This is a genomic window from Vicinamibacteria bacterium, assembly GCA_035620555.1.
Taxonomy (GTDB): Bacteria; Acidobacteriota; Vicinamibacteria; order Marinacidobacterales; family SMYC01; genus DASPGQ01.
This window is the reverse complement of sequence record DASPGQ010000790.1, coordinates 1-6210: the sequence shown is the minus strand read 5'-3', so window position 1 is coordinate 6210 and position 6210 is coordinate 1. Positions and strand designations below refer to the sequence as shown.

General features: G+C 63.6%; 4 protein-coding genes. 2 read left to right on the top strand and 2 right to left on the bottom strand.

Features of this window, described 5'->3' with window-relative positions; all coding sequences use genetic code 11:
* Positions 1 to 1215: PQQ-binding-like beta-propeller repeat protein (locus VEK15_31755; protein ID HXV65314.1), on the top strand; the 1215-nt coding region annotated here is incomplete at its 5' end.
* Positions 1216 to 1341: 126 nt separating this feature from the next.
* On the opposite strand, the gene VEK15_31750 is transcribed toward VEK15_31755, so the two are convergent.
* Positions 1342 to 3102 carry an amidohydrolase gene (locus VEK15_31750; GenBank protein HXV65313.1) on the bottom strand — a complete coding sequence of 587 codons (1761 nt, stop codon included), beginning with the start codon at positions 3100 to 3102 and terminating at the stop codon, positions 1342 to 1344.
* A 397-nt stretch (positions 3103 to 3499) separates the two neighbouring features.
* Between VEK15_31750 and VEK15_31745 the strand changes: the two genes are divergently transcribed.
* A complete protein-coding gene (locus VEK15_31745) occupies positions 3500 to 4489 on the top strand; it encodes an AAA family ATPase (GenBank protein ID HXV65312.1) in 990 nt (329 codons plus the stop codon).
* Between the two features lie 52 nt (positions 4490 to 4541).
* Here VEK15_31745 and VEK15_31740 read toward each other — a convergent pair.
* The coding region (locus tag VEK15_31740) for an ATP-binding protein (protein ID HXV65311.1) at positions 4542 to 6210 on the bottom strand (1669 nt) is incomplete at its 5' end.

Sequence of the window (6210 nt, the reverse complement as noted above, 5' to 3'; positions counted from 1 at the left end):
CGCGTCTGGAGCTTTCACACCATCCCCCAGGACGGAGAGCCCGGAAACGAGACCTGGGAGGATGAATCCTGGTCCTATACCGGCTCGACGAATGTCTGGGCGCCCTTTTCCATCGACGCCGAGCGCGGACTCGTGTACCTGCCGGTGGGAACGCCCAACAACGATTTCTACGGCGGTCACCGGAAGGGCGACAACCTGTTCGCCGAATCGATCGTCTGCCTCGACGCCCGGACGGGAAAACGTGTGTGGCACTTCCAGATCGTTCACCATGGCGTTTGGGACTACGACCTCGCCTCCCCGCCGAACCTCGTCACGCTCTCGGTCGAAGGAAGACGAATCGACGCCGTCGCGGTCGTCGCGAAGACCGGCTTCACCTACGTGTTCGACCGCGTCACGGGAAAGCCAGTCTGGCCGATCGAGGAGCGTCCCGTTCCCGGAAGCGCGGTCCCGGGCGAGCGCCTGTCCAGAACGCAACCCTACCCGACCAAGCCGCCGCCTTTCGCGCGACAGGCCTTCACCGAGGACGATCTCATCGACTTCACGCCGGAGATCAAAGCGAAGGCGTTGAAGGCGGTTTCGGGCTATCGGCTCGGGGCAATGTTCGATCCGCCCTCGCTCGAAGGCACGGTCATTCTGCCCGGCGTCTGGGGCGGGGCGAACTGGGGCGGCGCGGCCTTCGATCCCGATACCGGTCTGCTCTACGTGAGGAGCATCGACTGGCCGTTCATCTTCAAGCTCGGACCACCCGAACCGGAAACCGCGGACGCGGATTACGTCATCGCCGGCGTTCCACCGCTCGAAGTGGAGGGACTTCCGATCCACAAGCCACCGTACGCGACGCTCACCGCCATCGACCTGAACCGCGGTGAGCACGCCTGGCAGATTCCCCTGGGCGACATGCCCGCCCTTCACGAGCATCCGCTCCTCGAAGGGATCGACGTCCCCCCGACCGGCGAAGCCCCGCCGCAGCACGGGCAGTCGGGACCCGTGGTTACCGCAGGCGGACTGGTGCTCATCAGCGGCTCGAGCCCCTATCTCTACGCCTTCGACAAGTCGACGGGTGAGCTTCTCGTCAAGACTGAGCTCGACGGAGGCGGTGGATTTGGAAGCCCGATGACCTACCTGTCGCCTTCGGGACGGCAGATGATCGTCATCGCCACGTCGAAGAGTCGGGGCGAGGACGCGAAGCTCATGGCGTTCGCGCTCCCGCAGTAGCAGGCTGATGAAAAAGTACAGTCCAGCCTGCGCGAGCGGAGCGAGCCCGGCGCGCTTGCCGCGCCGTAAGCAGCCCGAGCCGTGGCGGAACGATCGATTACGGGTCCCGCCACGGCACTGAGCACTCTAGCGGCGATAGACGACCTCGCCTTCGAAGATCGTCATCTGACACTTCAACGTCTCGAGCTCTTCCGTCGCGACGCTGTAGATATCTTTGTCCCAGACCGCGATGTCGGCATATTTCCCGACTTCGAGCGAGCCGATCTCGTCCTCGAGGAACATCTGACGCGCGGCCCAGCGGGTGTGGGAGCGAAGCGCCTCGCGAATGCCGACGGCTTCTTCGGTCCCGTAGGGATTCTTGCCGTAGACGCCGAGAAGCGTCTCGCGAGCCACGGAGGCCCAGAGCCCATAACGAGCCGGGAATGGCGTCACACTGAAATCGGACCCGTTCGCCCAGGGAATGCCCTTGGACAGGAACGTCTTGAACGGATTCAAACGCAGGGCGCGCTTCGGGCCGAAGTTCCCCGCGTAGGTGTCGCCGATCCACCACATGAACGTCGCCGAGGGCTCGGGGTAGGCCGCGTCGTACTTCTCTTCGAGCTCAGCCATCAGGTCGATGGCCCGATCCGTCGGAATGTTCGCGTGAATGATCCCGTGACGCAAACCGCGAACCGGGTTCGCCTCGAGCGCCTCGGCGTAGGAGTCCATGGTCCAGTCGATGGCCCGATCTCCGATCGAATGGATGCTCATGTGGAGCCCGGCGTCGTGGTACATACGGACCTGCCGGCGCAGGACGTCGGGGTCGGTCACGGGGTAGCCGCGGTTGCCGGTGTCGACCTCGGTCGCGTTCTTGTTCCAGTCGTCGTGAAGCCATGCCGTGCGCGCGCCGCCGCTTCCATCGATCATGAGCTTGATCCCGCCGGAGACGAGATGGTCGTCACCGGTGGTGATGTACGGTTTCGTGAACGGAGCGACGCGGTCGACGAGCGCCTCGGCGGACTCGATGTCGGGGCCCGAGCGCCACAAGACGAACACCCGCACGGGAAGCTCGCCCTCTGCCAGCACCTCTTGATAGGCCTTCCAGGTTTCGAGACCGATCCCGGGATCCTTGAGGCCCGTCATCCCTTCTTTGTTGAACTCCCTCGCGATGTGAGCGATGCCCTTTTTTCTCTGCTCGAAGGTCGCGTCGGGGATCAACGAGCTCACGAGCGACTGTGCCGTCTCTTTGAGAACACCCGTCGGCTCGCCGTTGTCGTCGCGATCGATCGTGCCGCCGAAGGGGTCGGGAGTGTCCCGGCTGATATTGGCCATTCGCAACGCCACCGAGTTGGCCACGGCGTAGTGGCCCATCGTATGGGTGAGAAACACCGGGTTGTCGGGTGAGACCGGATCCAGGTCTCGGGCGTAGATGTAGCGCCGCTCGAGGAGCTTTCCTTCGTCCCATCCGCGGCCTTCGACCCATTGCCCGGCGCCGACCGCATCCACCTGCTCTCTGACTTTTTCGGCCGCGCCCTCGACGCTTTCGATATTCGGATAGCTCAAGTCCAACACGTAGAGCGACGACAACCCCCCGCTGGCGAAATGGCAGTGCATGTCGAGAAGACCGGGCGTGGCCGTAAGCCCTCGGAGGTCGATTCGCTCCGTATCGGGCCCGACCAGCGCTGCGATCTCGTCGTTGGTCCCGACCGCCACGATGCGGCCGCTGCGGATCGCGAGGGCCTCGACCACCGAATCGCGAGCGTCCACGGTAATAATGTTACCGTTCACCAGCACCCGATCGGCATGGAGCGCTCCTTTCGCCGTGGAACTCCCGAATACGACACTTCCGAACGCAACCAGCGCGAAAGCGCTGAAGTAACTTCCCGGCCTCGGATCCACAAAGAGCATGATTGCCTCCCGGCGATTGAAAAACACCGTTCACGATAGGTCAGCTCGTCCCGCGCCGGCAACTGGCCGCAAGCGGTGTGCTCCGTTCGCAAATGTGGTAGAACGGGCAATGCCCAACACAAAAAAGACGGCCGTATCTCGTCGATCGAAGGCGACTTCGAGGCGGAATGCAGCCAGGAAGAAGCCCGCGATCTCGAAACGAAAATCCTCCGCGCGAGCGCCCGCCAAGACTCGAAAGGCCGGACGCAGAAAACCGACCGCGGGGGGCAAGCCGACGAAGACCGTCAAGAAGACCCGCGCGATCCGGCGCCCGGTGAGTCGCGTCAAGAAGAAAGCAAGGTCGAAGCGACCGGGTTCCAGGCAAAGGTCGTCGGGTATTCCGGTTTACCTCCTGTCGGTGGGAATCGAGAACGTTCGATGTTTCGGACCTTCGCAGACCCTCGAGCTCTCGGACGGTAAGAACCCCTACCCATGGACCGTCGTCTTCGGAGACAACGGCTCGGGAAAGACCACGCTCCTCCAGGCGGTCTGCGGCATCGCCTCGACGCTGCAGGATCGCAAGGAGGTCCCGTCGTTCATTCGGTACAACTGGTGGCCCCAGCGCCGCACCAACAAGACGACGGTCGTGAGCGCCGCCGTGCTTCTCCGGCCCCGGGAGGTCGCCCAGTTCTCGGTGCGCTACGCGCCGGAACGTCGTCGGCAGAGCCCGCCGCCTCGCTGGGATTTCAATCGCGACGGCTCGCTCAACTATTTCGGCTACGGAGCGTCGCGACGCTATGGGAACACCGCGGACTCGGGCCGCAAGCCGCTCGAATCCTCGGGCGACGAGAGCCTCTTCGTCGAAGACGCGGATCTCCTGAACGCGGAAGAGTGGTTCGTTCAGATGAGCCACTTCGGTCCAGCACGTCGTCAACTCCGGGAGGCACGCGCCGCCAACAAGGTGCGCGATTTGCTGAAGCGTGTGTTGCTCGACGTGGACGACATTCGGATCGCGTCGCGCCAGGGTCGCGCGGTCGTCGAGTTCAAGTCCCGTTACGGTTGGGTACCGCTGCACGACCTCAGCATGGGCTATCGCACCCTGATTGCCTGGATCGTCGATCTCGCCCGTCGCCTCTACGTGCAGAACCCGAGAAGCGCCAATCCGCTCGGGAGCCCGGCCGTCGTGTGCGTCGATGAGATCGACCTCCATCTGCACCAGCGCTGGCAGCGCAACCTGATGACTTTTCTCTCGGAGGTGTTTCCCAAGACTCAGTTCATCTGTACCGCGCACAACCGCGCGGTAGCTCAGGCGATGCCGCGTGAGGCGAACCTCGTTCTCCTGCGGCGCAGGGGCGACCACGTGGAAATCCATAATCAGGCGGCCGAGCTCCTGGAAGGCGTGCGCTAGCGCTACGAGTAAATCGCGACGGTGGGATCGTAGAGGCCGGACGCGCTCGGCGTCAGCGCACCTCGTCCACGGTGCTGGTTCCGACGAGCGGGCTCCACTCGTCTAGATCCATCGGCAAGACCACGGTGAACGTCGACCCTTTGCCCGGCTCGCTCTCTACCAGGATCTCGCCCCGGTGGTCCTGGACGATCTGGTAGCAGATCGACAGTCCCAGACCGGTTCCCACCCCGACCCCCTTGGTAGTGAAACCGGGATCGAAGATCTTTCTGAGGTGCTCCGAGGAAATCCCCCAGCCGGTATCGCTCACCACGATGTGCACCCGCGCGTCGCGAACGAAGGTCTGGATTCGGATCTCTCCTTTTCCATGGATTGCCTGGCGCGCGTTGTTCAAGAGGTTGAGGAAGACCTGGTTCAGCCTTCCGGGATAGCAGGAAATCGGGGGAACATCCCCGTAGTCGCGCTTGACGACGATATTGTGCTTCAGCTCGTGGTGGATGAGGGCGAGCGTGTCCTCGAGCCCTTCGTGAATGTCGGCCTTCTTCAGCTCGGCCTGGTCGAGCCGGGCGAAGCTCCGCAGGCGCCGCACGATCTCGGTGACCCGCTGCGTGCCGCTATCGATGACTCGATTCGCCTCCTGGACGAGCTTCAGCGCCGACTGGAGCGACGGGCTCGCGTCCACGATGCCAGGATGATCCTCGTTGAGCGTTGACTCGAGCTTTCGCAATGCGCGAACCAGGGTGTCGTGCATGCTGCTGATGGCTCCGACCGGCGTGTTGATCTCGTGTGCGATTCCGGCGACGAGCGAGCCCAGGGAGGCCATTTTCTCCGACTGCACGAGCCGTGACTGCGTCTCCCGGAGCTCCTGGTTCGCACGTGCCAGATCTTCGAGGACTTCTTTCATCCGAGTGAAGTCATGGGCGACGCCGACGATCTCACGGGGTCGGCCGTCTCCGTCGCGAAGCACGGACGCGGTTGCCACCCACCAGTGCCACGATCCGTCCCGGTGGCGGAAGCGGTACTCGTATCCCGAGAACCGCTCTCCGCCCTCGAGACCGTGATCGAGCCAATGCTGCGCCCGCTCGATGTCTTCGCGGTTCATCATGGGGAAGAGGGTGTTCCCCAGAACCTCCTCGACGGGGTACCCCGTGGCGTCGGTGAACTTTGGAGAAAGGTAGGTCAGCCGACCGTCGACTGCCATCGAGAAGATGACGTCGTTCGCGTTCTCGACCAGGGAGCGGAAGCGCTCCTCGCTGAGGCGCAGCGCCTCGGCGGCGCGTTTCCGGCCGAGGTATACGCCGACCATCTCTGCCGCCGTCTCGAGAGAGCGGATGTCCGCTTTGCTCCACTCGCGTTCCCGTTCGAGGTCGAGAAAGCCGAGAAACCCGTGCCACGCACCGTCGACGAAGAGGGGGAGCGCGAGGATGGATTTGACATTGAGGTCAGAGAGCAGCACCCGTTCGCTTTCCGGAAGAGAGGCCACCACACCGCCCACGCAGTTGTCGGCGGAGAGCTCGTCGCGCCACCTTTCGAGCCGGCTGTATGGGATCGACGCCGTACCGGCATACGCTCCCGCGTCCCGCTCGATCCCTTCCGCCATGATTTCACAGAGGGGCCTCATCGACAGTCCGGCGGTCGCGTCCTCGAAGTTTTCGAATAGGTAGATACCCGAGGCCTCGGTTGGCTCGAGGAGATGCCGGAGGGCTTCGGGGAGAGCACTCGAG